Genomic DNA, 25,209 nt, shown 5'->3' with positions numbered 1-25,209 from the left:
CACGATGACGTCTATCGGCCAGGATATTTCCGTCTATTTCCGGACCGAGTTGGAAGACGCCGGTGACATCGAACTCGTCGTGGTGCTACCGACCTTTCGGCGCCCGGAACATGTCATCAAGACGCTGAAAACCATTGTTTCCCAACGGCCTGACGTTGCCTTTGCCACGGTCGTCATCGAGAACGACGATGAAGGTCTGGCAGGTGCTGCGGCGGCGAAGGACTTCTTCCTCGGGCACCCGTCCGACTCCATCGTCATCATCGCCCACCAGCGTGGAAACTGCTACGCCTACAACGCCGGCTGGGCGATGGCGCTCGAAACCTATCCCAACCTGCGCGCCATTGCCATCATCGACGACGACGAGATCGCCTCACCCGAATGGCTCGATTGCCTCGTCACGGCACAGCAAGCGACCCAGGCGGACATGGTCGGCGGTCCACAGCTGCCGGTTTTCGAGGATATGAGCGGGCAGAAGTGGAAGCGGCACCCGGTGTTTACGCCCCATTATGAGACGACAGGACCTGTGCCTATCCTGTTTTCTTCGGGTAACGTGCTGGTGACGCGCCGGGTTCTCGACGCCATGCCGCGCCCGTTTCTGGACCCGGCTTTCAACTTCATCGGTGGCGGCGACGCCGACTTCTACAGCCGCAGCAAGGAGAAGGGGTTTTCGTTCGCCTGGACCAAGGAGGCCTGGGTGGCGGAAACGGTGCCGGCACGGCGCACCAACGCATCATGGATCCGTGCGCGAAGCCTCAGAAACGGGGCAATTTCGACGATGCTCGAGCACCGCCGGGATCCGAGCTTTGGCGGACGGGTGAAGACCTTCGGCAAATCGCTTGCGCTGCTTGGCGCCGCTATCCCGCGCGGCATCAAACTATGGAGAAAAACCGGTCTTGCCGCCGCCGGTCTCTACCACTTCTATGTGGCTGTCGGGCGGCTGATGGCGGAGTTCGGCCTGGTCAACGAACAATACCGCAACCCCGAAAAGAACTGAGCGCCGCTGAGTGGCGATCAGTGGGTGCTGGCGTTGATGCTGCCTTCCGGCAACTTGTCGTTGGCGACGTTGCCGTTCTTGTCGACGATGGCGACCGGCTTCTGACGCGGGACGTTCTGGCCGTTGGCCACGCGCTTGACGTCGTCCTTGGTCAGATATTCGAGCTGTTCGACGAGGACCTCGGTGATCACCTCGCCGCCAAGCTTCTTGTTGAGCCCATCCTTGACCGTCGACTTGAAGGTCGGCAGGTCGAACGTGCCTGTGTCGCCGACATCGATGAACCTCGAACCGACCAGCATGTCGTAGAGTTCGTCGGTGACCATCTGGCGAAGCGGCGCGCGCAGATTGTTGATGCCTTCCTTCGTCGCCGAGAAGGAAAGCTTGGTCAGGAAATAGCCCTGTACGGCGCCGTCCTTGATGACGGGAACCGTGATCATTTCTCCCGGAACATATTGCTCCGATGCACGCCGCGTTGCTTCCGCATCCGAGACGACGGGCGCCGAGGCGCTCTGCATCGAATAATAGACGGATCCGAGCGTGACGGCGCAGACCCAAACCCCGGTGAGAACGAGCTTGAGCATTCAGAAATCGCTATAGCGGAACTGCGCTTCGGAATAGATGCCGTCGGCATCTGCATCCTGGGCGGCGGTCTTCAGCAGATCGACGACGGATCGCACTGCGTCGAGGTGGGCTTCGACCTTTTGCGAGTTGATCTCGAGCTTGTCGCGCAGGTGACGGGTCTGCGACGCGAAGGCCGGCGAAAACTCGCCCGGCAGCGTATCGCGGTGCAGCATCGTCAGTTCGTAGAGGCAACGGCTCTTGTGCGCGTTCGACGTCTTGATATCGAACTCCGGATCGACGCCGATACGGCTGTTCTCATTGTCGATGATCATTTCCAGCCGGCCGAGCACGTTCTGGATCCGGACGTCGTTGGATGCCACAGCTTCCATAAATGAACTCCCAATTAAGCTTGTTTGTTTTTATCGTCTTCAGTCGTGTAGCCAGTGAGCGTCTTGCGCTCGTATTCCTGCACGAGGCTTGCGGCCAGGTTTCGGCTGTTGCCATCGAGCGAGGCATTGACACGTTCGCGCGCATCGCCGGCAGCCAACTGGTCGGCAATGCCGATGCCGCCGCTCTTGGAAATGACATCGCCGATCTGCTCGGCCATCATGCTTTTCCAGATGTCGCCGGACGTGCCCTTTCCGAAAACATTCTCGCTGTCGTTCGGAAGCATGGATTTCACGAAATTCTGCAGGATCATCGCTTCGAACTTGCGATAGGTCTCGGGAACCTTCTTCTGCTCGACCCGGTTGTTGATATCGCCGAGGCCGCTCGATCCCTCCGAAGAGTTGAGGACGTTGACGGCGGCGGCGAAACCGTTGCCGTTTTCGGCGAGGCTCGTCGCCTGGAAGGCGGCGCGATTGGCCTTCAGCCGGGCCTGCGCTTCCTGCACCTCGGCCGGATCGGCCGCGCGCACGACGTCCATCACCAGATCGCTGGGCGGAGAGATAGCCATGACAAATCCTCTCGACAACGGCATCGCAGCGACCCCGACCGGGCCGACGCAATCGCGCGTTCAACATCTCGACCGAACGTCCCACCACACGGGGGTGGAGCGTTCCGGATGTCGCACTATCGCCCGTCAACCTTACCGGAAGCTGGCGCTTGGCGGGCAACGTGTTGATCGATCAGGTCATAGATCGAATTGTCGGCCTCTTCCCGGTCTTCCGATTGCCGGGCATCCTTCATGTTTTCCTCGAGCCGGTCGGCCTTGGCCCGCTCCTTCAGCATGCGCGCTTCGTGCGTCTGCTGGATGCCGAACAGCATCTGGTCCTTCTGCACGAGGCGCCCGACCTGCGAGGAATAGTGGCCGGAAAACATGCGATGCATCGGATGGGCCGAGCCCATGGCATCGACGACGACATCAATCGTCTCGGCCAGGGCCTCGCGCTGCCGCACCATCTCGACAAAGTCAGCCTCGGCCATCTGCTCGAGATGCCGTTGGACTGCGACCAGGCGCTTGAGCTTCTGCGACCGCGTCTTCATGTGGCTATCCCCCTTGCATGACCGGCGCAAAGCCGTCGCCGAACAGGCGCAGCATGGCGGCGATACCGAGATAGAGCAGGAACATGCCGCCCATGATCAGATAGGGCTGCGAGATGAAGTAGATCGGGATCTGCGGCGCCAGCTTGTTGACCATGCCGATGGCGACGTTGAACAAAAGGCCATAGATCAGGAAGGGGCTCGCGAGCCTCAGCATGATCATGAAGGTCTGCTCGAGCGAATCCGTCAGGGTGATGAGCACGCCCTGCGGATCGAAGACGCTGCCGACCGGCATGACCCGATAGGACTGGGCGATCGCCTCGAACATCACGTGGTGGAAATCGAGCATGAACAGGATCATCAAGCCGGCAAAACTGATCATGCTGGTGAGCTGGTTTTCCGCCGTGTCTTCGATCACGTCCGACGACGGCGGCGGGCTGAAGCCCATCAGCATCGTTATCGTCGTGCCAGCGAACTGAAGGCCGAGCACATAGTAGCGGGCAACCAGGCCGATGACCGCGCCGACGGCGGTTTCGGCAGCGATCAGGTAGATATAGGTGTGTCCCTTGCCGGTCACCTGCGGATAGATATCGGTCCACATGACGGGTAGGATCGCCATGGAGATGGCGACCGCGATGAACAGCCGGATCTGCATGGGAATGCGCGCGGTCGAGAACCCCGGCATGATCATGATACACGCCCCGATCCGGCAGAATGCCGCAAACAGTGCGAGCACCGTGCCCTCGGGGTCGGTTATCATGAAATAGAGCCGATGATCTTGATCTCGAGGCCCTTGGCAAGCTCGACATGCGAGAGCACGGGCAAAGTGGCAAAAAGACGCTCGATGATCATGCGGACATAAGAACGGGATTCGGGCGAACTTACCAGTACGAAGGGCATGCCGCGATCGAGATGTTCACGGATAACTTTCGTCGCCTGCTCGCTGAACTCTTCGAGATGGCGCGGATCGATGTCGAACTCGACGACTTCACCCTTTGCGTCGCGCTTCAGCGCCTGGTGGAACACCATATCCCATTTGTTGCCGAGGCGCAGGACGCGCAGGACGCCGTTGTCGGCAAGGTCGCCGCACAGCTGCTGCGACATGCGCACACGCACGTGCTCGACGATCTGCTCCGTCTTGCGGACATGCGGCGCGAGTTCGGCCACCGCTTCGAGGATCAGGTGCAGGTTGCGGATCGATACCCGCTCCGCCAAGAGCAGCTTCAAGACTGCCTGCAGGCCGGAATAGGACATGTGCGAAGTGCAAATTTCGTCGGCCAGCTTGCGGTATTCCGGGTCCAGCCGATCGATCAGTACCTTCACATCCTTGTAGGACAAGAGATGCGGCAGGTTGTTGCGGATCACTTCGGACAGATGCGTCAGCACCACCGAGACGTTGTCGATCGGGTGGAAGCCTTCGCGCTTCAGGTCTTCGGTGAATGTCTCGAGGATCGAGACCGCCGGCATGCCGAAGGCGGGCTCACGGATCTCGTCTCCCGGCACGCTCGGACGGCGGCCGCCGCCTGTGACCACCAGAACTTCACCGACACGCACCGTGTTGGAGGCGATCGTCGTGCCGTGGATGCGCACGTGATAGGCCTTGTCCGGGATGCTGATGTCGTCGGAAACCTTGATCTCCGGAATGACGAGACCGTATTGACCGGCGAACTTGCGGCGCATCTTGCCGACGCGGAAGGCCAGTTCCTGGTGCGCGCCGAGCAGTCGGGTCGACACCTGCTTGCCGAGCAGCAATTCGATCTCCGCCGTCTTCAGCACCGATTTGACCGAGTCCGCCTCACCGTCCTTAGCCTGCTGGGCCGTCGCGGCTTCCTCCATCCGGCGCGCCGCATTTTCCGCCTCGATCTGCCGCGGAATGACCCAGCTCAGGAACGCCATGCCGCCGCCAAGGAACGCAAACGGCAGAAACGGCAGTCCCGGAACCAGCGCAAGCAGGATGATCAGACCGGAGGCAACCATCAAAGCGCGGGGATAACCACCGAGCTGCCCGACAACGGCCTGGTCGGTCGAGCCGGCGGTTCCGCCACGCGACACGAGGAGGCCGGCGGCGAGCGAGACGATCAGCGCGGGGATCTGTGAGACCAGACCGTCACCGACGGAAAGCTTGACGAAGACGTCGGCCGCTTCGCCGATCGGCATGTCATGGCGCAGATAGCCGATGATGATGCCGCCAAAAATATTGATCGCGGTGATGATCAGGCCGGCGATCGCATCGCCGCGCACGAACTTCGACGCGCCGTCCATTGCGCCGAAGAACGAGCTTTCCTGCTCCAGTTCGCGACGACGATGCTGCGCTTCCTTTTCGTCGATCAGACCGGCCGAAAGGTCGGCGTCGATCGCCATCTGCTTGCCGGGAATGGCATCGAGGGTGAAGCGCGCGCCGACTTCGGCGATACGCGTCGCACCCTTGGTGATGACGATGAAGTTCACCGTGATCAGGATCAGGAAGACGATCAGACCGATGACGAAATCGCCGGACATGACGAGGCTGGCGAAACCGGAAATGACGCCGCCGGCGGCGCCGTGGCCTTCGTGACCGTGGGAAAGGATGACGCGCGTCGTTGCGATATTCAACGCCAGGCGAACCATGGTCGAAATCAAAAGGATCGTCGGAAAGGACGAGAATTCGAGCGGCCGCTGGATCCACAGCGCCACCATCAGGATCAGGACCGAGAAGGCGATCGAGAAAGCCAGCCCCATGTCGATCAGGAACGGCGGGATCGGCAGGAAGAGAATTGCCAGGATCATGACGATCCCGAGCGCAAAGCCGATGTCCCGGCCCTTTGGTGCTACTTTCGGGATGATCAACGCCGCTTGCTGTGCCATGTCTCTTCCGTCTCTTCATGAGAGGTCGGGCAGCATTCACACGCGCTGCCCCAATCTTAAGACTGGAGATAGAGGCCCAAGCTTGCGCGAAGGTGGTAGCGCGACAGCGCCGCGCGTCAAATATGACGCGCAAAGGACGCTGTATCGCTTTAAACTTGCTGCATAATTTCATTCTTAAATCGGATCCGATTTAAGAATGAAATTATGCCGTAAGGCGCGCTCAGAATCCGGACTGGATTCGGGAGAAGACGATGTCGGTGAAGATCGAGATCTGGGCGCCGATGAAAGGCGCGGAAACAGCGACCGTGATCATCACGGCAAGGATCTTCGGTACGAAGGTCAGGGTCATTTCCTGAACCTGGGTCAGCGCCTGAATGAAGGCGATGACGACGCCGACGATCATCGCGGCGAGAACGGCGGGCCCCGAGGCAACGATCACGGTCCAGATCGCAGCCTGCACGATATCGAGGGCATCCGCCTCATTCATAGGGGTATCACTTTACCTTGACGCCTGGGCCGATAACGAGCTCCTTGCCGTTATCCAGCACTGCAATGATTCCGTCAGAGTATAGTTTGACTTCCTTGACAACGCCAGTGACTGTGCCGTCGGCATTGGTGACAGTCTTGCCGATCACCGCGTCCGCCTCGCTGAGCGACGTGCGCTGCAGCAGGCTTTCGAGATTCTTGTTGGTCTTGATCGTCTGTTCGACCTGCGAGAAGGTCGCGAGCTGCGCGATCTGCTGCGTGGCGTCCATCGGCTGCGTCGGGTCCTGATTCTTCATCTGGGCCACGAGCAGCTTGAGGAAGCTCTCGTAGTTCAGCGACGCCTTGCTGGCGTCGTTGCCAGAGTCGGCACCCGAGACGATCGGGGTGTAGTCATTGTTGCTGACGCCGCTTACCGCCATGGTGCGATCTCCTTGCGAATCTGCTCGACCGTGGCCGGCGTGATTTCCTGCGTGTTGAGGATGCGGTCTTCGATGGCGTAGAGCCCACGGATCGCCTTCAGCGCTTCGAAGGCGCGGCCGTTGGTGACCAGGCCGTCGACCCGCTTCAGTTCGGCCAGGATCTCTTCGTTCTTGAAGCAGTTAAGCAGCATGACGACCGACTTGCGGAACATTGCGGTCGATTGCTCGGCGCCTTCCGGGTTGATCAGGATCATCTGGGCGATGAAGTAGAGCTGCTTCAACGGCGTCGTCGCGTCTTCCGGCTGAAGCACGTGGTTTTCCAGAAGGAAGGTCACGTCATTCAGGAATTCGACGGCGACCTTGCGGTCAACGCGAAGCACCGCGCCGTTTACAAAAATTCTTTCGCCCGACTTCAGCGAGATACGCAGTGTGCTCTTCATTTCAGTCCATCCCTGATGATGGTGGTAATGTCAATTATGCCCTGGAAGTTGGAGGATTCGCGTTTGCGGATCTTTTCCGTCTCGTTGAGTATCCAGATGGCGATCGAAATCAGATTGGCGCGCAGCTCTTCGTTGAGCTGGTTTTCCGGAGCGCGAAGATCCTCGATGAAGCGGATCCAGACGCGCCGGGTGAAATAGATCGCCTCGATGGCTTCTCTCGAATACCCGTTCTGCTGTCTTGCGGCTTCAAGGAGCGCAATCGAGCGATCGAGTACCTGCCGCTCTCGATTCTTGGAGTCGGCAACGCCATCCTCCATGATCTCGGCATAGGAAAATTGGTACATTCAGACATCCTTCATGTTTGTCCGGTCGCCTCTTCTCAGAGGTAGTTGAGCAAGCTCATCTGCTGCAGTCTCGACGTCAGCGCGTAGGATGTATCGAGCTGGGTCTTCAACATATTCACGCGCGTTGCGTTTTCTTCCTGATCGATGCCGTTGACGTCGATGATGTGGGTCTTGATGAGCTTCTCCTGCGCCTCGATCGAAGTCGTCGCCTTCTTGACGCGCGACTCCGAGATACCGAGCGAGCTGCGTTCCCCGTTCAGGCCGGCAATAGCCTGCTCCATGTAGCCGAATGCGGCGTTGTTGAGCGTGTTGCGGACCTGCGAATTGACGTTCTTGTCCATCAGTTCCGACGAGATCACGCTGGCAAGCGCGAACATCCGGAAGCTCTTGGTATTGGCGTTGGTCGAGCTCTCGATGACCTCGCTGGCGCTGATCCGGCTCGTCATGTTCTGGCTCGAGGCATCAGACCAGTTGGCATCCCAATCCGTGCCCATGAACATCGGTTCGAGCTTGGTCGTGATGAAGTCCTGCATCTGTGCCGGCGTGAACTGGCTCATGTCGGTCAGGCTGTTTGTCGACATGTAGCTGCTGAGCGCCGTATCGAATGCGGCCTTGGCCGCAGACGGAGGCACGGAGTTGTAGTCCGCGAGCGGCTTGACGTCTGAGTTGATGCCCGAAAACAGGAACTCACCGTTGAAAGAGGTGTTCGCCGCCGATGTGAAGATCTGAAGCGCGCCATTCACTTCGGACTTCAGGATCTTCATCGCGTCGACGCTGTCGTTGCCCTTGTAGGTCACAAGCGTGTCGCGCACCTTCTCGGCGGCCTTCTGCATCGTCTCAAGCGCGCCCTGGGAGGCGGAAAGCCTCTGCGTGACCACGGCGTTGGTGCCCTTCAGGGAGCCCATCCTGTCCAGCTCGCGCTGCAGATTGAGCGATCGCGACGTCGACGCCCCAAGCGTTAGGCCGATGTCGTAGTGAATGCCGCTCGTGCTTTCCTGGGTGCGTCGCAGCAACTCGGCCTGAGTCTGCTGGATCGTCAGGCGCATGGCGGTCTGAATCGCCAGGTTCGAAACGAAGGATGTCTTCATGATTACCTCACAGCTTCCATAAGGGCCGCCATCATGGCGTCCACGGTGCTGACCAGCTTGGCCGATGCTTTGTAGGATTGTTCGAGATCGAGCAGCAGCGACAGTTCTTCGTCGATGCTGACGCCAGTCTGCTTGCTCAGCGCTTCCGCCGTGCGCGACAGCAGAGCCGACTTGTTGTCGTCGGCTGTCGATGCCGTCTTGCGGAACTGCTCCAACCAGCCGACGGAGCTGGTGGCGAAATTCAGAATGTTGCTGTTGCTGTCGAGGCCGGACGCTGGGTCGAACGCCATGTTCTCACCCATTGCGTTGATGAAGCCGTCCAGCAGGGCGGTATAGCCTGCATTGCCGGTGGGGTTGTTCGACGTACCGTCGAAACCACCGTCGCGCAGCATCAGCGGGTCTGCCTTGGCAAGCGCGTTGACCGTGATCTTCGATGCCATGCCAGGCACGATGCCGACTGGCGGAATACCCGCCGTTCCCCAGGTAAACAGGCCGGGCTGGCCGCCTTCCTGGAACATCGTCACCAGGCCGCGGGCGATTTCGTCGAGCTGCGACTGGAATTTCGGCCCGACGTCGTCGCGCAGCTGTACGAGTGCTGCTAGCTTGCCCTTCGCCGTCGTATCGGCGCCGGTTCCCGCGGCAATCGGCACGCCGTCGACATAGATCTTGTTGCCGACTGTCGTCGCGTCGTAAACGTTTTGCGAGGCGAAGGTGACCGAGCGCGGAATCGTCTCGAACAGCACGGTCCCGTCGGTGGTGAAGATCACAGTGTCGTTGTTGGCGCGCGTCGTCGTCGAAATGCCGACGATCTCGGAGACCTGCTTCAAAATCTTGTCGCGCTGATCGAGCGCGTCGTTCGGGTCCGACCCTTGCGCCGTTGCCGCCTTGACGGCGTTGTTGGCCTTTTCGAATTCCGCCAACAGGCCATTCAGCTTGTCGACCTCCAGCGCGATTTCCTTGTCGGCATTCTCGCGCATGTCCTGGACGGACTTGGAGGCCTTGTTGAGCGAATCCGCCAGGTCCCCGGCATCAGAAACCGCCGTTGCGGCGATCGTCTTGTTGCCAGGGGTCGCGGCAAAGGTCTGAAGGCTGTTGCGGAAATCGGCCAGCAGCTTGGAAGGCGCCGTCTCGTAGCTGTTGCCACCGAGCGCCGACTTCATCAGTTCCAGCCCTTCCCGCAGCCTTGCCTGGCCCGAGGCCTCGCCCATGCCGGCGATGCTCTGTTTGAGCAGCGCCTCGTTCTGGGCACGGTAGATGGATACGACCTGCGCGCCATTCGCCGTGCTTCCGAGCAAAGCAAGCCGACGCGAGTAGTCCGCGTTGCCCGCGTTCGCGATGTTCTTCGACACGATCGCGGTTTGCTGCGCCGTGTTGCTGAAAGCCTGTTGTGCGATGGATATTGCGGAGGACAGCGACATAACGCGGACCGTATCTCTTTCAATTACCGTTTCAGGTTGACCAGAACTTCAAGCAGGTCCGATGCGGTCTGGAACACCTTGGAGTTTGCCGTGTAGTTGCGTTGCGCCTCGATCATCGAGGTCAGCTCGTTGGCGATATCGACGTTGGAGTTCTCGAGCGCCTTGGACTGGATGTTGCCGAACGCACCGGAGCCGGCAAAACCGGTGACGATGACGCCGGAATCGGTGCCCTGCGAGTAGACGTTGCCAGACTGCGGCAAGAGCCTGTCCGGGCTCTGGACGGTGGCAAGCGCGATGCGGAACTTCGGAATGAGGTTACCGTCGCCGTACTTGACGTAGACCACGCCTTCCTTGTCGATCTCGAAGCCCGACATCTTGCTCGGCTTGCTGCCGTCGATGCCGCCGCCGGTGCTGGTGAAATCGCCACCGAGCTGCGACGTCTTTGTCGTGTCGATCGTCAGGGCGCCGAGATTGGCGCCTGTGCCCGGCAGGTTGTTGATAGGCGTCGTCGTCAGCGTGGCGGGCGTGGCCGAAATGCGCTTGCCGGCCGCGTCAAACGTCATGCTCTGCGAGCCGATCACGCCCGTTGCCGGCGGGCCTGCCGTGTATGTCGAACGGTCCCGTATCTCAAGCGACCACTGGTTCACGCCGGTTTTCTTGTAGACGAAGTCGAGGATGCGGGTGTTACCCTGGCTGTCGTAGACGACAAGCGACGTCGGCTTTTCGTCGCCGACGGCAGCACCTGACGGCAGGTTCGCTTCCATCGTGCCCTTGGTCGAGCCCGACGCCACCAGGCCTTCGTCCTTGAGCTTGACTTCCGTCAGGCCGTCGAAGCCGTTGACCACGACCGTCGGGTCGGCGCCAGCCTTGTATTCGTAGCCCATCAGCTTGAAGCCGGCGGTGTTGACGAGGTTGCCGTCCTTATCGGGAACGAAGGAGCCGGCACGGGTCAGGAAATTCTCGCCGCCGTTGCCCTGCACGATGAAGAAGCCGCCGCCGTTGATCGCGAGGTCGCTCGAGGACGTCGTGTAGCTTGTGCCGCCCTGCTGCGAAATGCTGTAGCGCACCTGGGTCTCGACGCCGCCGGAATTGTAGTTGCCGCCGCCCGAAGGCAGGATCATCGATGAGAACTCTGTCGAGGCGCGCTTGTAGCCCGTCGTGTTCGCATTCGCGATGTTTTCGGCGACAGTGCCGAGACGGTTCGACTGAGCGTTCATACCGGAGACGCCCGTTCTCATGCTGCCATAGAGACTCATATCGGATCCTCATTTCCACGTTGCAGCGACACTAGGAAGCGGGCCTTGCGTGAACCTGTCTTAGGTACGCCCTGACCCGCCTAGCCGCGCCTTAGTTCCAGTCGATGCAGTAGCCAAGGAACCGCTTGGAATCGATCGGGTCGAAGCCCAACTTCTTGCGCAGTTTCTTGCGCAGCTTGCTGATGTGGCTTTCGACGACGTTCTCCTCGACGTCTTCATCGAAGATTCCGTAAATCGCGTTGAAAATCTGAGACTTGGAGACTCGGCGCCCGCGGTTGGAGACCAGATATTCGAGAATGCGGCGCTCGCGGCGTGGCAATGCGAACACGTCGCCGTTGATCTCCGGATCGCGGCCATCTGCAAAGACGCGGATCGGGCCGATGTCGGTGTAGTTGTTGATGGCTTTCAGGCGGCGACGGATCGCCGCAACGCGTGCCAGGATCTCGCGGGGGTGAACCGGCTTGCGAACGACGTCGTCGACGCCGCAGTCGAACAACGCCAGGGTGTTTTCGAGCGAAGGCGTATCGCTGACCGCAATGACGGGCGCCATCGACCGGTCGCGGATCGCGCGCGGCAAGGCAAAGGTGCTGTCACCCTGGCCGATCAGAAACGCTTCGACCGCGTCGATATCCGAATCTGCCGCCGCATTCACCCACTCGCCGAACTCCTTGGGATCAAAGCCCGTCGAGGGAATTCCTTCACGCCCGAAAAGCGACGTGTAGCCGTCTTTCACGAGTTCTCTATCGTCAACCACTACGATCATTCGTCCGCCTCCGAATCAGTATGGCACCGCACTGATTGAGAGGTACGAATCGAGGGATTCATGAACAACTAGAGGAAGTTAATGGGTGGAATTAATAATTGATTAACCATATCGCGCCGATTTGATCTACATCTAGTGGCTAAGCGTTAACGGTCACACTAAAATAATGTGGAAAAGTTAACGGCTTGCGACAAAACCACTTGCCGTCACATTCTCCACGCATTGTCGCCACAATGCAGAATGACCCGTAATCAAACAATCATTGGTTGCTTATTGACAGAACTGCGTGGCATTCGGCGTCCACTTGCCGTAGCCCGTCGCGACCAGATTCGCGATCACCCGGCAGACATATTTCTTCTGCGCCGGGTCGTTGTTCGGGCCGGCATGATACCGTGCGACGGCCATTGTCCAGCTCTCATGCTTCGCTCGAAGGTTGGACAGGAAGCGCGCGGCATATTCGACATTCTTGCGAGGGTCAAGCATCTCCGTCGGCGATGCGAACTGATCGCCATGGAAGTGGTAATTTATCTGCATGCAACCGAGATCGATGAGCTTGGCACCCTGCGCCTGAGCGTTGGCAAATCGAACGAGAACATCCTGCGTGCTGGTGCCGAAATAGGCCTTACCTTCGATATTCATTGCGTAGGGTTGCAGCGACCCCTTGCGGCCGGTTTCCGTCAATCCGACGGAGTAGAGTATGCCGGCCGGAATGCCGTATTTGGATGCTGCCGAGATGATTTCACGTTCGCAGATTCCAGTGTCGGCACCGGCGAATGCGCTACATGTAGACGTGACCAGTGCGAGAACGCTCAGTGCCGGCAACCGCATCATCCGTACCGCCATTGCCAACCCGCCTTTCCGCCACTGAACCCTGGCTGTCGCCATCCTGTCGCTGCCGCCCCTGCCCGCTACCGTCCTCGGCGCGATCGCGGCCCTGCTGGCCCGCCTGGGCCTGCGGCTGCGAGCTGCCGCCGCCCGTCGATGTATCGCTGCCCGAATTGAACACGACGTTGATCTGATCGACCGCGAAGCCCTGGGCTCGCAGCGCCTTGACCATTTCGCTCTGGTCGTCGCGCAGCTGGCGGAAGGCTTCGCCGTTCTCCACCTTCAGCTCGACCTGCAGCTCGTCGTCCTTCAACCGCAACGTTGCGGTGACGAGGCCAAGCTCGATCGGATGCATCTGGATCTTGAGCGTGTTCAAGGTCTTGCCGGCCTGCGTCCAGGCACCCGGCTGGCCGAGGGCAGCACTCGGCTGCAACGACTGGGCAAAGCCCGCGTCGCCGGCGATCGCGTTGGCGACATTGGTGGAATTGCTGTTCATCGAAATGCCGAGATAACGGCGAGCTTCGAGCACGGTGACGTTCTCAGCCTTGGCATTTGACCGCGCGGCGTCAACCGTCGCCCGTTCGCCGTCCTTCGATATGCTCATCGAAATCGCCTGCCCCTTGCCATCGGCGCGGGCGAAGCGGAACAACCGGTCGGTGCCCTGTTCGCCATCGGCACCTTCGGCACTCGCACCATGGGCATCGATCATCTCGCCATGCCCAGCGCCCTTGGCGCCGCGTTCACCGAGGGCATGGACGCCAGCGGCGCCGGCCGAGCCACCTTGGGCATCAGCACGCGTCGACGGCATGGCGTTGCCGCCGAGCAGCGTCAGCAGGTCGTCTACGCTGGCGCTTGGGGAAGTCTTGGCATCTGAAGCCGCGGCCGCATCAGTTGGCTCGCCGTCTGCACCCTGCGCGCCGTTTGCCTGGCCCCTACCCAAGCCGCGCGACAAACCCGCTATGCCGGCGGCCAATTCGTCGGCGTCGGCGGCAACCGTCTCATTCGCCTGTTCGCGCGCCCGCGCCGCCTTGGCAGCAACACGCTTGGCGTCTCGTCCACGCTCCGCGAGCGAGAACCGCTCGTTCTGAGCATTGTGATTGTCGAGCAACGGATCTTCCGGATCCCCAGGTGCACGATTGTGCGCCTGCTTGGAGATCGAGATCTTGGCGTCGCCGCCTTTAATGCCGCCATTGCCAATCAAGGTCGCAGCTCCAGAGTTTTCGCCTTCGGCCGCCTCGCCGTTGCCGGCGGACGAACCTTGTCCGCCCTGACCGTTCGCCTTCTGGCGCCCAGCGGTTGCGACGGCGTCCTCGAAGGCGCCGGGGGCTTGCTCCTTGCCGCCCGCACGTGCGCCCGGCTTGCCCGTCTGGGACTGAGGTGGTGCGCGCAGGCTTTCGTCGAGAGCTCTCATTTGCCTTCCCCCCTTAGCAGCGCATCGATCTCCTCCAACTTGGACCGCCCCTTGGCCACGAAACCGTCGTGAGCAGGATCGGAGGCGTCGGCAGTCTCAGCACTGGCCTGTGTCGTCTCGCCAGCTTCTGGGGCGCTGGCATCAGCCGCCGGGCTACCGAACGGGCTCATGCCGCTTCCCGTTTCCGCACCTTCGATCTGCTCGACTGGCGTGGCTGGTCTAACCGGTCTAGCGGAGAACGCTTGCGTGAGGCTTTCATCGTCCGGTGGTCTGACAACGGCCTCTGCAACTGCCTTTGCCGCGTCACGCAGGGCTCGGTCACGCGGAGAAAGCTCAGCGTCCGGGATCGCGGCGATGCTCTGTGTTGCGGCAAAGACGTCAGACGACGGTACCGACGCCAGCCCGGCGTAAAAATTGGCGAGCACACGCGGCTCGGACGCACCGTCGGCTGCGAGCTGCTCGGCCCGTTCCGAGGCAAGCTTTGCCAAGGATTGCTTTCCGCTGATAGCCGCACGTCGTGCGACGCGAAGATAGACCTCGCGCTGGCGCGGCGCATCCATGAAAGTCAGGATTTCGGAAATCCGTTCGTGCGCCGCCTCGTCGAAATGCCCGACGGCCAGCTCGACGAAGACGTCGGCGAATTGGCTGGCATAGGGCGACGTCAGGTATCGGCGGGCGTAGTTCAGGGCATAACGAAATCCCTTGTCAGGCATGTTCGCCTGCACAGCAAGGAAGACCGAGCGACGAAGCGCCGCCTCCTCGATAATCGTTCCCGGAGCAGTCAATCGCGCCCAGTCGTAGAACTTCATCGCCCCGACCGGGTCCTGCTGAGATGTGGCATTGCCGAGGATCAGGAACAGGTAGGGACCAACACGGGAATTGCGGTACTCGGGCGCCGCCTTCGACAGGCTCTCGACGATCAGGCCACCCTTGCCGCCGAGATATTGCCTAAGCGCGTCAGTAACGCGCGAATCGAAATTGCCATCGACATCATGGTCGGCGAGATAGTTGAGTGTTTCCGGATTACCGCCGCTCATGGCGTAGACAAGTGCCGCATCGACATTGCGCGGATCGCGGAACACGGACGCATCCGCAGCCCTGAGCCGCTTGTCGATCGCACCCAGCATGAAGCGCTGCATCTCGATGGCAGAATGATCGCCGAGCACCACCGAGTCCTGCACGTATTGCAGCGACCGGATCATCTTGAAGGGTGCAAGCTCCTCGAGGTCGTTGGCATCCGCCATTCCCGCCGAAAGCGGGATGGCCAGTGCCGACATCATCAAGGCGGATCGCAAGCGTCGCAGCATCGGTTCTAACCCTTAGCCGACTGCAGCAGGATTTCGATACGGCGGTTGCCGGGCGCATAGGGATCGCCAGGGATCTGTAGCCGCCGGTCGGCAAAGCCGCTGATCTGGCTGACGCGATCTTCCTTGAGACCACCGCGAACGAGCATGTAGTAGGCGCTCTGGGCGCGCGCAGCCGACAGGCGCCAGTTGTCATAGGTGCCGTCCTTGAACGGACGACCATCGGTGTGGCCACGGATGGCGACAACGCCCTGGCGCTCAGACAGCAGCCGGCCGATCTTCTCCATGGCCATGACAAGTTCCTTCTGCGGCACGGCCGAGCCGACGGCAAACATCTGGGAATCCGTCTGTTCGCTGATCGTCAACAGCAGACCGCCTTCAGCCGGCGTCACGACGAGGCCCTCTGCCAGTTTGCCGGCATCGCCTCCGAGCTCCCTCTTGATCTCGGCCTTCAATTCCTCGGCCTGCGCTGCGGCATCCGGTTTGGCAAGTTCTGCCTCTTCGGCATCAGTCTTACCGGCGTCGGCCGGCTTCCCTTCGGCCTTTTGTTCTTCGGCGGTCTTCTGCAATGGCGCTGCGCCGCTCGCCATCGCCGCCTTGGACGCCAAGGCGACGTCCTTCTCGGTGGTGTTGCCGGCATCCTTGACTTCGACCTGTTTGGTCCAGAAGTCCGGGTCGAATGGATCGCGAAAGGCCTCGCCGCCTTCCGCCCCGGTCGACGGCCCGGACTGCGCCGCACCGCCGTCACCCTTGACGCTGATGTTTGCCTGCTGGCCGACTTCCTGCGCGATTTCCGAAAGCACCGAATAGGGATTCTCGAAGAAATCGGCGTCGGAGTATTTCGTTTCCTCGCCCGAGGTTGCGGTCAGCTGGTCGCCGGTCTTGGCCGAGCCGCCCGATTTTTCCTGCTCGCCGTCGACCTTCGATCGCTGCTGTGTCTCTTCGCCCTGCGCATCCTTGGCAGGATCCTTCAAGCCACGCTCAGCGGGCTTCTGGTCGGTCAGCTGCACCGGGTTGAAATAGGAGGCGATGGCCGCCTTCGTCTCCTCGTTGGCGGCATTGATCAGCCACATGACGAGGAAGAAGGCCATCATCGCCGTCATGAAGTCGGCGTAGGCAATCTTCCAGCCGCCGCCGTGATGCTCGCCATGACCGCCACTCACTCGTTTGACGATGATGATTTCGTTCTTGCCGTTGTGATGGCTTTCGTCGCTCATGCGAGGACCTTCCGGACAGTGTCGGCCCAAGCCGCCATTCTTGTAACGAGGATCGTCTCATCCATTTCGATGGCGAGGTCGATGTCGTTGGTTTCAACGTGGCGGAACACCGGCATGTCGTCGCCGAGGCTGCTCTTCAATGCTTCGAACAGGGGAAGCGGACCCTTGATGGTGATCGCACAGCCTTCGCCAGCGATAATTCCCTGCCGGATCATCTGCGCCATATCGGCAACGGCGCGCTGCGCGAGCGCCTCCTCCATGACAGGTGCAAGCACCCGGGCGGTCTGGTCACCCAGCGAAACCGCCAGATGCTCGGTCATCTCCTGAAACCGTCCGGCCATGCGACTTGCGGCCTCGTCCTCGAGGCGCCTGGTCAGGGCCTCGATTTCGGCCGCGTGGGCCGCCTGGAGATCGGCGATCTGATTGCCGTGTTCGAAGGCAAGCTCCGCCGACGCTTCGGCGCGGCCCTGCTCGAAAGCCTCGCGCCGTTCGGCTTCGACATCGATCTGCGGCGCAGCCGCTCGCGACGTGTGCCGGTCGCCATCGGAGTAGTCTGTATCCAGATCGGGGAAGTATTTCTGCGGCATCATCGACAATTCGACTTTCGGCGCACTGAAATCCTTGAGATAGCGGGACAGCATCGCGCTCATGGCTGGAACCTCGATGCGCGCAGCACGATAGAAGGCGATCCCCGTCTGCCCGACAGGCGCCGCCCTACGGCGCAGAATTCCCATGATCCTGACACTGCTGAAATGTCTCCCTCGGGTCCGGTCACCGATAGCGGCGAACCCTGCATTCTTTGACTTACAGCGGCCGGGCACGGGAATTTTCATTCCGGCGGCAGACCGATGCAGGCGGCGGCGCAAATCTCATATTGGCCGGCAGTCATCCGACAGGACTGCGAGGGAACGCTATTCGGTCAAACTTGTGCGAAAATGAATGTGTTGGACCGCGCCAGGGCAATTAGCGCGGTCCAACCGTTTCCACCGGGTGCCGTGACCGACGACGTGGCAGAACTCAACTCGATTCGATATCCGCCTTCTCGGCGGGCACGGACGGGCGGTCCCAAACCGGCGGAACCAAGGCGCCACCGGCTGGAAAACCTTACTGCTGGAAGAGGCGCAGGATGTTTTCGGAGTTGGTATTGGCGATCGACAGCGCCTGAATGCCGAGCTGCTGCTGCGTCTGCAGCGCCTTCAAGCGCGTCGATTCCTCATTCATGTCGGCATCGACCAGACGACCGACGCCCTTGTCGATCGTATCCATCAGGTTGGCGACAAAGCTTTCCTGCATGTCGATACGCTTGGTGATCGCGCCGAGTGTCGAACCGGCGTCCGTCAGCTGCCCGAGGATCTTGTCGACGACGCGGATCATCGCGTCCATTTCCGTGGGCGCGGTCGTCGCAGTCAGCTTGATTTCGGTGCCGGTCGGCGGCGCAGCCGGCGGGGCGACGATCAGATAGTACGGTGCGGCGGTGCCGGTCGGCGTCTGCTGCAGCTGGTCGGCATCATAGGCCCTGGTCAGCAGGCCGCGCGCCGCGCTGCCCGTGTCGATCAGCATCGATTGCGCCGTGTCGAAATCGAGCGTCGTGATGGAAACATTGCCGTTTCCGTCGCGGTTGAAGGAAGCGACGACCGACTTCGTGCCGACGGCGGCTGTATTGGTATTGTAGAGCCAGTTCTCGCTCGAGAACGACGCCGATTGTGCGGCGGACATGAGCTGGTTCTTCAGCTCGGTGATTTCCTTGTTGATCTTGAGCTTGTCGACGCCGGGCTCGCGCGCGGCGACGAGCTTGGTCTTGATTTCGGTGACGACGTCGATCGACGCCTTCATCGCCGCATAGGCAGTGTCGACCTTCGCCGCACCGAGACCAAGCGCATCCTGAACGGTGGAGAGTGCGGCGTTGTCCGAGCGCATGGTGGTCGCGATCGACCAATAGGCGGCGTTGTCGGCTGCTGTCTGCACGCGGTAGCCGGACGAGATTCGCTCCTGCACTTCGGCCATATTGGTGTTGATCGAACGCAACGTCTGAAGTGCGGCCATGGCGGCCGTGTTGGTCATGATGCTGGTCATTGGTCACTTGCCCCGAAAGATTTTCTGAGAACATTCCGGAGTGATTGACCGGCAGCGACGGGACCAGCGTCATGCGAACCGCCCCTGTTTTGCCCTGGGGGCGACCCTTCGCTCTTAACGAATGTGTAACGATTGTTTGGTTAACAAACGGTTAACGCCATTCATAAGTCAGTAACGAAGGTGAACAAAAATAAGGGAATATGAAGCAGGCGTTAACGGCAAAAGACAACGCCCCGGTAACGCAAAAACCGCGCCGTCCTTTCGGGCGGCGCGGCTTCCTGGAGGTCATGATCATGACGGGCGCAGATGCGTCCGTCATACCTATGCGCTGATTAACGGAACAGCGACAGGATGTTCTGCGAGTTGGTGTTGGCAATCGTCAGGGCCTGGATGCCGAGCTGCTGCTGCGTCTGCAGAGCCTTCAGGCGGGTCGACTCTTCGTTCATGTCGGCGTCAACCAGCTTGCCGACGCCCGATTCGATCGAGTCCATCAGGTTGTCGACGAAGTCCTTCTGGAGGTCGACGCGCTTGTTGACCGCACCGAGGTCTGCAGCAGAGTCAGTCATGCTCTTCAGGACGGTATCAACGCCGCTGAGGTAATTGGCCAGTGTCGTTGCCGTTACGCCAGTGCTGATGTCGAGGGTCAGAACGCTGACGCCGGCGATGGCCGTGCCAGTGGAGTCCTTGAGTGCGTCTGTGAGCAGGCCGTTTGCTGTTGCTGCTTCGTCGATCAGCATGGTCTTGGTCGTGTCGACGTCGAGCGTCGTCAGGCTGACATTGCCGTTGGAGTCACGGTTGAACGAACCGACGATCGACTTCGTGCCCGGAGCAGTTGCGCCGGAAGCGGTGTAGAGCCAGTTTTCGCCGGAGAACGAAGCGGACTTGACGACGCTCTTAAGCTGTTCCTGAAGCTGCGTGATTTCCTTCTGGACCTTGGACTTGTCAACGCCCGGCTCGCTGGCAGCAACCAGCTTTGCCTTGATTTCGTCGACGACCGAGATCGCGGCTTTCATGCCGGTGTAAGCAACGTCGGTCTTGGCTGCGCCGAGGCCGAGTGCGTCCTGAACCGTGCCGAGGGCCTTGTTGTCCGAACGCATGGTCGTTGCGATCGACCAGTAAGCGGCGTTGTCGGAAGCGTTACCAACGCGGTAGCCGGACGAAATACGGTCCTGCGTCGTTTCCATCGAGGAATTGATCGAACGCAGCGTGGAGAGTGCGGCCATTGCCGCGTTGTTGGTCATGATAGACGTCATTGGCTGAGTGCCCCTTGGGAAAACTGGATTGAAAGGGACATTCCGGGATTACCGGGAACCGGCGGCCAGCTTCATGCCTGCTAACGCGTTAATCTTGTTGGTTAACCCGCCGTTTCGATAGCCACAGAAAACACCAAGATGGTTAACGAAGCTTGAAGCCGCAGACGAAAAAAACATACCGACAAAAGAAAAACCGCGCCTCGATGGAGACGCGGTTTTTCGTTTTGCAGTCCGGGACCGAAGTCGCCGGTGTCTGGACCGCTTAGCGGAACAACGACAGGATGTTCTGCGAGCTGCTGTTGGCGATCGAGAGAGCCTGGATGCCGAGCTGCTGCTGCGTCTGCAGAGCCTTCAGGCGGGTCGACTCTTCGTTCATGTCGGCGTCAACCAGCTTGCCGACGCCCGATTCGATCGAGTCCATCAGGTTGTCGACGAAGTCCTTCTGGAGATCGACGCGCTTGTTGACGGCGCCGAGGTCCGAAGCGGCATCGGTCATGCTCTTCAGGACAGTGTCGACACCGCTGAGGTAGTTGGCCAGTGTCGTTGCCGTTACCCCAGTGCTGATGTCGAGGGTCAGAACGCTGACGCCGGCGATGGCCGTGCCAGTGGAGTCCTTGAGTGCGTCTGTGAGCAGGCCGTTTGCTGTTGCTGCTTCGTCGATCAGCATGGTCTTGGTCGTGTCGACGTCGAGCGTCGTCAGGCTGACGTTGCCAGAAGCGTCACGGTTGAACGAACCGACGATCGACTTCGTGCCCGGAGCAGTTGCGCCGGAAGCGGTGTAGAGCCAGTTTTCGCCGGAGAAGCCAGCGGACTTGACCACGCTCTTCAGCTGATCCTGCAGCTGCGTGATTTCCTTCTGGACCTTGGACTTGTCAACACCCGGCTCGCTGGCAGCAACCAGCTTTGCCTTGATTTCGTCGACGACCGAGATCGCGGCTTTCATGCCGGTGTAAGCAACGTCGGTCTTGGCAGCGCCGAGGCCGAGTGCGTCCTGAACTGTGCCGAGGGCCTTGTTGTCCGAACGCATGGTCGTTGCGATCGACCAGTAAGCGGCGTTGTCGGAAGCGTTACCAACGCGGTAGCCGGACGAAATACGGTCCTGCGTCGTTTCCATCGAGGAATTGATCGAACGCAGCGTGGAGAGTGCGGCCATTGCCGAGTTGTTGGTCATAATAGAAGTCATGAGACTGTCCCTCAAATTTACAAGGTTACACGGTTGGGGACATGCCGGACTGAATACGTCTACCGGCAATGACGGACCGGCTTCATGCCACTCGGCTCCGCTCACTCAAGTGAAGGAAACCAAACCCGTCATGTGAAGGTGAATATCCCTCCCAAAGCTTGCGATTTCATTAAGGCGGAAGGATATTTTCTAAGCAAAATCCTATGGTTAACGGCACGTTACTTTGCCGCCACCCCGTCGCCCGCGAATGACTTCATCGACATCGCGTTTATTGGCAAACAATACGCAAATCGCTCAGCAATCCCGCTTGGGGCAAGGTTTCTGCTTCAAAACAACACCCTGGAACATTGACGTTGCACAGGCTCGCGCGGTGACAACGGTTGCGCTTATCCCATGGAGCTTCCCTTGAACGCCCACACCATCTTCTCTTCCGCTTCGCGGCAGTATCAAAAAGGCCAGTACACCGAGGCGCTCGATACCCTCAATCAGCTGCTCGATCTTACCCGTGATGCCAAGACCTATGCGCTTCTGGCAAAGGTACTGCTGAAGCTCGGCTTCCGGAGCGATGCTGCACAAGCCTATCAGCTGGCCGGCGAAGAAGGCGGATTGCGTTCGGAGCATTTCCTGGCCGAGGCCATGAAGCTGCATTTCGCCTGCGGCAATGATGATCAGGCCTTAAGCCTCGGCCGGCCCTTGCTCGAGCAGGCAAAGACCGATCCCGAACTTGCCTACATCATCGTGACCTTGTTCCTGAAGCGCGACCAGGCCGACATTCTCAGCCCTTTCAAATCGACACTCTCGGCGAGCGCGCGGCAGGAACACCAGGTGCTGGCGGCAAAGCTGCTGACGTCGGATGTCGGAAACAACGATGATCGCGAGATCGTCACCAACCTGTTCCGGCGGACGCCATCGAACCCGGTCCTGCTGTCGGCTTATCTCGTTTTCATGCAGGAAGTGAACAACTTCAACGAAATCGAAAACTATGCGCAGGCGCTGGAGCGTGCGATCCAGGCGACCAACCGCAAATTTCTGCGCGCGGAAACGCCTTTCTACAATGTGCACTGGTGCCGCGATGAAAAGTTGAACCGCCTGGCCGCTGCGCTTGATCAGCCGTTCCCACCAACATTGCCCGAGGAACGCCGCAAGATGCAGCACGTGTGGGGCAAAAAGATACGGCTGGGTTACCTTTCGAACGACTTCTGGGGACCGCACGCGACGATGAAGCTCCTGCAAGCCGTGCTGACCTTGCATGATCGCGAGAAATTCGACGTGACGCTCTTCTGCTACACGCCGGAGAAACACCTCGCCGTTGCTGGCGAAGGGCGTCAGACCTGGGGCAAAATCGTCCGCATCGAAAACCTTTCCGACGAGCAGGCCGCCCAGACGATCCGCGACGAGCAGATCGATATCCTCGTCGATCTCAAGGGCCATACGATGAACAGTCGCGTTGCCATACTCAACCACAAGACCGCACCTGTGCAGGCGACATGGCTCGGTTTCCCCGGCACCACCGTCAACGTCGATCTCGACTACATCATCGGCGACCGTCACGTCCTTCCCGATGGCAGCGAGGACCACTACTACGAGCGGTTCTGCCGGTTGCCCGAGACCTACCAGCCGAACGACCCTGCCGGCCGGCCACGGCCGGCAGCGATGACACGCACGCAAGCGGGCCTGCCGGAAGATGCTTTCGTCTACGCATCGTTCAACGCCAACCGCAAGATCACCGTCGAAACCATGAAGGCATGGGCTGGGATCCTGCGCAGGACGCCTGACAGCGTTCTCTGGCTGATGTGCCCCAAGCCGGAAGCCCAGGCTCATATTCTTCGGCGTTTCCAGAGCTACGGCATCGCCACAAAACGCATTATCTTCTGCGCGAAGGTCGAGTACGAACAACACTTGGCGCGTATCCCAGTCGCCGACCTCGGCCTCGACACTTTCCCCTGTAACGGACACACCACGACGTCGGAGCAGTTGTGGATGGGCTTGCCGGTGCTGACGCCAAAGGGCACGCACTTCGCCTCGCGCGTCAGCGAAAGCCTGCTGCGCGCAATCGGCGTGCCGGAACTCGTTGCCGCCGATGTCGACGACTATGTGGGGCAGGCGATCGCCCTTTACGAGACCCGCGGCAAGGTAGCCGAATACAAGCAGAAGCTCGCCGACAACCGGCTGCAGATGCCGCTCTTTGATGCGGAACGCTTCTGCCGCCACCTCGAGCAGGCCTATGAGGCGATGGCCGACCGCGCGAAGAAGGGATTGGAGCCTGCTCTCATCGACGTGCCGGCACTGCCGGTACGTACAGGATCGTTCGCACAGTAAAGTCAGAAGGCGGGCTCAACCGCCGGCACATCATAACCCTCCTGAACCCCGCCCATCCGGCGGGGTTTTTCGTTCGGCTTTACGCAAGAACCGGCGCGTTGCTTACAGCTTAGCTCAGCGCATCAAACACAGCGCGACAAGGGCAAGACAACGTTTCAAACTCACCGGCTGGTGCCTGGGTCGATGACACTTGAGGATATTTCTGCAGCAGCCGCGGCCACGCACAGGAGACGGCGCGTGGCGACAAGCCAAGGCTGAAAGAACGAAGAGGAGCGGGTTCGCTGGTCAGCTGAACGAGCGTACCAGGCTGCCGACGAGCAGGTTCCAGCCGTCGATCAGCACGAAGAAGAGGATCTTGAACGGCAGGGAGATCGCCGTTGGTGGCAGCATCATCATGCCCATCGCCATGGTGATGGTGGCAACGATCAGGTCGATCACCAGGAATGGCAGCATGATGAGGAAGCCGATCTCGAAGCCGCGGCGGATTTCCGAGATCATGAAGGCGGGAACGACGGCGCGCAGGTCGACCTTGTCGTTGACGACGACGGTCTGGCCCTTTTCCTTGGCTATATCGATGAAGAGCTGCAGATCCTTGTCGCGGGTATTGGCGAGCATGAATTCGCGGAACGGCTCGGCGATGCGCGGCAGCGCTTCCGTTTCCGTAATCTGATTCTTCATCAGCGGGTCGATGCCGTCGCGCCAAGCGCGGTCGAAGGTCGGAGCCATGACGTAGAAGGTCATGAACAGCGCCAGCGAAACCATGATCATGTTCGACGGTGTCGTCGCCAGGCCCATGCCGGTGCGCAGGATGGCAAAGGCGATCACGAAGCGCGGAAAGCTGGTGACCATGATCAGGATGCCGGGCGCCACCGAAAGAACGGTCAGAAGGCCGAACGTCCGGATGATCCAGGAGGCGGCCGATCCGTCGATGGGCGTGTTCAGGATGTCAGAGGGAAAACTCAGGGCGCCGGCAATTCCGGACATCGCCATCATGGCGACTATGAAGGCGATGAGCCGGATCATTTAGCGAATCATTGAATGACGAAGGTTCTGAACATAACATTGGTTACGCGCCCATCCGAGCGCAGGTCAACCCGCTCCTGAATGTCATCCCGGAGATATTGAAAGCCGCGCGGCCCCTGGATCTGCTGCAGCGACACGGTTTTCAGATAGGCGGCGATATCCTGGTGTATCTGCTCGGCCATCGCCGGGTCCGGGACACCGTCGAACTGCAACGCCACCTCGAGCCGGATCCAGTTTTCCGAGGGGTAGGCAAGGTTCGTGGTGATCGGGTCAAGCTGGACGACGCCGTTGGCTTCCGTCGCGATCTTCGGAACGCCCTCCTCGCCGGTTGCGTTCGGAGCTGTGTCCTTGGTCGCCTCCACCTGCTCCTTGGGCGGCGGCGGCGCCAGCATGGCGCCGACCAGCCAGCCGCCGCCGCCGGCGACGAGCGTCAGGACGGCAACGATGGCGATCGTCATCACCTTCGACGGTGATTTCACGGGCGCGGCGGTATCGAATTCTTCCAT

27 protein-coding genes are annotated in these 25,209 nt (G+C 60.3%); 3 read left to right on the top strand and 24 right to left on the bottom strand.

The window, feature by feature from the left end; all coding sequences use genetic code 11:
* Positions 1 to 4: 4 nt before the first annotated feature.
* Positions 5 to 994: a glycosyltransferase family 2 protein gene (locus tag J3R84_RS01625; protein WP_025425952.1), complete on the top strand. Its 990-nt coding sequence runs from the start codon at positions 5 to 7 to the stop codon at positions 992 to 994.
* Between the two features lie 17 nt (positions 995 to 1,011).
* On the opposite strand, the gene J3R84_RS01620 is transcribed toward J3R84_RS01625, so the two are convergent.
* The 22 genes from J3R84_RS01620 to J3R84_RS01515 form a co-directional block, all read right to left on the bottom strand.
* A complete protein-coding gene (locus J3R84_RS01620) occupies positions 1,012 to 1,575 on the bottom strand; it encodes a hypothetical protein (protein WP_025425951.1) in 564 nt (187 codons plus the stop codon).
* Positions 1,576 to 1,944, bottom strand: coding sequence for a hypothetical protein (locus J3R84_RS01615; RefSeq protein WP_025425950.1), 369 nt, complete (start codon positions 1,942 to 1,944; stop codon positions 1,576 to 1,578).
* Positions 1,945 to 1,958: 14 nt separating this feature from the next.
* Entirely contained in the window at positions 1,959 to 2,510 is a 552-nt protein-coding gene (locus J3R84_RS01610) for a rod-binding protein (protein WP_025425949.1), read from the bottom strand.
* A 116-nt stretch (positions 2,511 to 2,626) separates the two neighbouring features.
* Entirely contained in the window at positions 2,627 to 3,040 is a 414-nt protein-coding gene (locus J3R84_RS01605) for a hypothetical protein (protein WP_025425948.1), read from the bottom strand.
* A 4-nt stretch (positions 3,041 to 3,044) separates the two neighbouring features.
* Entirely contained in the window at positions 3,045 to 3,797 is a 753-nt protein-coding gene (fliR, locus tag J3R84_RS01600) for a flagellar biosynthetic protein FliR (RefSeq protein ID WP_025425947.1), read from the bottom strand.
* Positions 3,794 to 5,881 (bottom strand): flagellar biosynthesis protein FlhA, encoded by a 2,088-nt coding sequence (gene flhA / locus J3R84_RS01595; RefSeq protein WP_025425946.1) that lies wholly within the window; start codon positions 5,879 to 5,881, stop codon positions 3,794 to 3,796. The genes fliR and flhA overlap by 4 nt, the downstream gene beginning before the upstream one ends.
* Positions 5,882 to 6,101: 220 nt before the next feature.
* Positions 6,102 to 6,368: a flagellar biosynthesis protein FliQ gene (fliQ, locus tag J3R84_RS01590; protein WP_025425945.1), complete on the bottom strand. Its 267-nt coding sequence runs from the start codon at positions 6,366 to 6,368 to the stop codon at positions 6,102 to 6,104.
* A gap of 7 nt (positions 6,369 to 6,375) precedes the next feature.
* Positions 6,376 to 6,786, bottom strand: coding sequence for a flagellar hook assembly protein FlgD (gene flgD, locus J3R84_RS01585; RefSeq protein WP_025425944.1), 411 nt, complete (start codon positions 6,784 to 6,786; stop codon positions 6,376 to 6,378).
* Entirely contained in the window at positions 6,777 to 7,226 is a 450-nt protein-coding gene (flbT, locus tag J3R84_RS01580) for a flagellar biosynthesis repressor FlbT (RefSeq protein ID WP_025425943.1), read from the bottom strand. The genes flgD and flbT overlap by 10 nt, the downstream gene beginning before the upstream one ends.
* Positions 7,223 to 7,570, bottom strand: coding sequence for a flagellar biosynthesis regulator FlaF (flaF, locus tag J3R84_RS01575; protein ID WP_025425942.1), 348 nt, complete (start codon positions 7,568 to 7,570; stop codon positions 7,223 to 7,225). The genes flbT and flaF overlap by 4 nt, the downstream gene beginning before the upstream one ends.
* A 35-nt stretch (positions 7,571 to 7,605) precedes the next feature.
* Positions 7,606 to 8,658, bottom strand: coding sequence for a flagellar hook-associated family protein (locus J3R84_RS01570; protein WP_025425941.1), 1,053 nt, complete (start codon positions 8,656 to 8,658; stop codon positions 7,606 to 7,608).
* 2 nt (positions 8,659 to 8,660) lie between these two features.
* Positions 8,661 to 10,076 (bottom strand): flagellar hook-associated protein FlgK, encoded by a 1,416-nt coding sequence (flgK, locus tag J3R84_RS01565; RefSeq protein ID WP_025425940.1) that lies wholly within the window; start codon positions 10,074 to 10,076, stop codon positions 8,661 to 8,663.
* A 23-nt stretch (positions 10,077 to 10,099) separates the two neighbouring features.
* The gene (locus J3R84_RS01560; RefSeq protein ID WP_025425939.1) at positions 10,100 to 11,332 is read right to left on the bottom strand and encodes a flagellar hook protein FlgE; all 1,233 of its coding nucleotides are present in this window, start codon (positions 11,330 to 11,332) and stop codon (positions 10,100 to 10,102) included.
* A 91-nt stretch (positions 11,333 to 11,423) separates the two neighbouring features.
* Entirely contained in the window at positions 11,424 to 12,095 is a 672-nt protein-coding gene (gene rem / locus J3R84_RS01555) for a transcriptional activator Rem (RefSeq protein WP_025425938.1), read from the bottom strand.
* 270 nt (positions 12,096 to 12,365) lie between these two features.
* A complete protein-coding gene (locus J3R84_RS01550; RefSeq protein ID WP_025425937.1) occupies positions 12,366 to 12,923 on the bottom strand; it encodes a transglycosylase SLT domain-containing protein in 558 nt (185 codons plus the stop codon).
* Positions 12,874 to 14,331 carry a flagellar hook-length control protein FliK gene (locus tag J3R84_RS01545; RefSeq protein ID WP_025425936.1) on the bottom strand — a complete coding sequence of 486 codons (1,458 nt, stop codon included), beginning with the start codon at positions 14,329 to 14,331 and terminating at the stop codon, positions 12,874 to 12,876. Before J3R84_RS01545 ends, J3R84_RS01550 begins: the two co-directional genes overlap by 50 nt.
* Positions 14,328 to 15,638, bottom strand: coding sequence for a chemotaxis protein MotC (motC, locus tag J3R84_RS01540; protein WP_025425935.1), 1,311 nt, complete (start codon positions 15,636 to 15,638; stop codon positions 14,328 to 14,330). The genes J3R84_RS01545 and motC overlap by 4 nt, the downstream gene beginning before the upstream one ends.
* Positions 15,639 to 15,643: 5 nt before the next feature.
* Positions 15,644 to 16,852 carry a MotB family protein gene (locus J3R84_RS01535; RefSeq protein ID WP_025425934.1) on the bottom strand — a complete coding sequence of 403 codons (1,209 nt, stop codon included), beginning with the start codon at positions 16,850 to 16,852 and terminating at the stop codon, positions 15,644 to 15,646.
* Entirely contained in the window at positions 16,849 to 17,502 is a 654-nt protein-coding gene (locus tag J3R84_RS01530; RefSeq protein ID WP_025425933.1) for a FliH/SctL family protein, read from the bottom strand. The genes J3R84_RS01535 and J3R84_RS01530 overlap by 4 nt, the downstream gene beginning before the upstream one ends.
* A 454-nt stretch (positions 17,503 to 17,956) precedes the next feature.
* Positions 17,957 to 18,925, bottom strand: a complete 969-nt coding sequence (locus tag J3R84_RS01525; protein ID WP_025425932.1) for a flagellin N-terminal helical domain-containing protein — start codon at positions 18,923 to 18,925, stop codon at positions 17,957 to 17,959.
* Positions 18,926 to 19,257: 332 nt separating this feature from the next.
* Positions 19,258 to 20,178: a flagellin N-terminal helical domain-containing protein gene (locus J3R84_RS01520; RefSeq protein ID WP_107026827.1), complete on the bottom strand. Its 921-nt coding sequence runs from the start codon at positions 20,176 to 20,178 to the stop codon at positions 19,258 to 19,260.
* A 262-nt stretch (positions 20,179 to 20,440) separates the two neighbouring features.
* Positions 20,441 to 21,361, bottom strand: coding sequence for a flagellin N-terminal helical domain-containing protein (locus tag J3R84_RS01515; protein ID WP_107026826.1), 921 nt, complete (start codon positions 21,359 to 21,361; stop codon positions 20,441 to 20,443).
* An 84-nt stretch (positions 21,362 to 21,445) separates the two neighbouring features.
* On the opposite strand from J3R84_RS01515, the gene J3R84_RS01510 reads away from it, so the two are divergent.
* Positions 21,446 to 21,712: a hypothetical protein gene (locus tag J3R84_RS01510; RefSeq protein WP_128090457.1), complete on the top strand. Its 267-nt coding sequence runs from the start codon at positions 21,446 to 21,448 to the stop codon at positions 21,710 to 21,712.
* A 42-nt stretch (positions 21,713 to 21,754) separates the two neighbouring features.
* On the top strand, positions 21,755 to 23,680 hold the full coding sequence (locus tag J3R84_RS01505; protein ID WP_051509153.1) for an O-linked N-acetylglucosamine transferase, SPINDLY family protein: 1,926 nt from the start codon (positions 21,755 to 21,757) through the stop codon (positions 23,678 to 23,680).
* A 285-nt stretch (positions 23,681 to 23,965) separates the two neighbouring features.
* Here J3R84_RS01505 and fliP read toward each other — a convergent pair whose 3' ends face one another.
* Positions 23,966 to 24,703, bottom strand: a complete 738-nt coding sequence (gene fliP, locus J3R84_RS01500) for a flagellar type III secretion system pore protein FliP (RefSeq protein WP_203527671.1) — start codon at positions 24,701 to 24,703, stop codon at positions 23,966 to 23,968.
* A gap of 8 nt (positions 24,704 to 24,711) precedes the next feature.
* On the bottom strand, positions 24,712 to 25,209 hold the full coding sequence (locus tag J3R84_RS01495) for a flagellar basal body-associated FliL family protein (protein WP_025425926.1): 498 nt from the start codon (positions 25,207 to 25,209) through the stop codon (positions 24,712 to 24,714).

Origin of the sequence: Ensifer canadensis (assembly GCF_017488845.2) — a bacterium.
In the GTDB taxonomy this organism is placed as follows: domain Bacteria; phylum Pseudomonadota; class Alphaproteobacteria; order Rhizobiales; family Rhizobiaceae; genus Ensifer; species Ensifer canadensis.
Note: the sequence above shows the minus strand (reverse complement) of the source record. Positions and strands in the feature narration are given on the sequence as shown.